Source organism: Mobiluncus sp., assembly GCF_985070215.1.
On record NZ_CFKZQR010000086.1, the window covers coordinates 1 to 1,555 of the forward strand.

The window sequence follows — 1,555 nt, forward strand, 5'->3', positions numbered from 1 at the left end:
GCCGGAGCTTCCTCGGCAGCGGCCGGCGGGGTCGCCAGGTCCTCACCCAAGTTCACGTTACCGTTCTCATCAGCCACATTGGTCAAGAACGGAATCTCAGCCGGAGCTTCCTCGGCAGCGGCCGGAGCCGGTTCGCCAGACATGCTGTCAGCAGCCGGCACTGGCGCACTCGACGTCTTGCCTTGAATAGCTTCAATCTGAGCGATGACGGATTCGATGTCCACATCGCCTTCTTGACCGGTCTCTTCCACTGAACCCATAATGTTGCGGATTCGGTCTACCATCAACAGCAGCACGTCAGCGGTGTCTTGATCCATCTCACGTACGCCATCACGCAGCTCGGAAAGCAAGTTTTCACCACGGTGTGCCAACTTCTCGAGCCGGTTGAACGCCAGGAATCCTGACGTGCCTTTAATCGTGTGAATAGTCCGGAAAATCGAGGACAGGAGTTCTTTTGAACCCGGTTCGGATTCCAAGGACACCATGTCTTGCTCAAGTTGATCGAGGTTCTCATAGGACTCGACCAGGAATTCGCGGACAATTTCATCCATTTCGCCCATAAAGCGACCTCCCAAATAAGTGGTGCCTGCGGCACCGTCTACGCACCAGTTTCGGGCATTTAAATGAGTTTGTTAGCGAATTCAGTGAATTTTCAGCGATATTTCTTGATTTCAGGAGCGCATTTGGACGGTTTGCTCAGGTTTATGGGGTTTTATCCAGTTCCGGCGGCGGGCTTGCGGCGATTAATTCGTCTGCGGCGGGCGAGGTTTCGGAACCCGCTTAGCGGCGGGATTTGTCTGCGATGCTGGTGAATTCGGGGAGGGTTTGGGTGTCTGAGATTGGGCAGCGCCCGGCAGGGCTGCTGACCCCTTCATCAACCGGCGCAGGTCCAAAGGCTGGCCGGATTTGGGCTTGATGGACTGCAGGGACTGCAGGGCTGCGGCGGCTTCGGTGCCCGACATGGCGGCCTGGTTTTCTTCAGAAACTGCCTGAAGCAACTCGGCCCGGTTGACCGGAACGGAACGCGGGGCATCCACGCCCAAACGCACCGAATCGCGGTGAACTTCCACAACGGTAACCACGATGCCGTCACCGATGACAATCTTTTCGCCTATGCGCCTAGATAAAACCAACACGGGACTACTCTACATGAGATAAACCCGCAAACTCACGATTTTACACACAAACCGCGAAAAACCCACCCCGATGCCCTCGCCATGAACCATATGTCGGGCCTGTTGGCACAAACGACCGATTTCACTTTGTCCAGGCGCAACCGTCGAAAACCAAAATCGCCACAACCTGCAGGTCTAGAGAAACGGGAGTCGGTGATGGTTCAGATTCGGTGTTGAAATCGGTCATTCGTGCAACTAGCCCAGATACCAAGGGAGGCTCCACACCTAAACATGGCAGAAATCCGGGAATAAAATGGCCGGGATAATCGGGGAATACTCGCTGGGTTGTGCCTAAAGGTGGAGAATAGTCGGGTAGCTGCCCATAAAGGGAGGGACCCCCCCATTTTCCCCCCTTAATCCCCCCCCGCCCCCCAACCCCC

2 protein-coding genes are annotated in these 1,555 nt (G+C 55.7%); both read right to left on the reverse strand.

Annotated elements, in window-relative coordinates; all coding sequences use genetic code 11:
- The coding region (locus tag AC5LBQ_RS09600; protein ID WP_493265335.1) for an Hpt domain-containing protein at positions 1-560 on the reverse strand (560 nt) is incomplete at its 3' end.
- A 183-nt stretch (positions 561-743) separates the two neighbouring features.
- Positions 744-1,136: a carbon storage regulator CsrA gene (gene csrA / locus AC5LBQ_RS09605; protein ID WP_307742454.1), complete on the reverse strand. Its 393-nt coding sequence runs from the start codon at positions 1,134-1,136 to the stop codon at positions 744-746.
- Positions 1,137-1,555 lie beyond the last annotated feature (419 nt).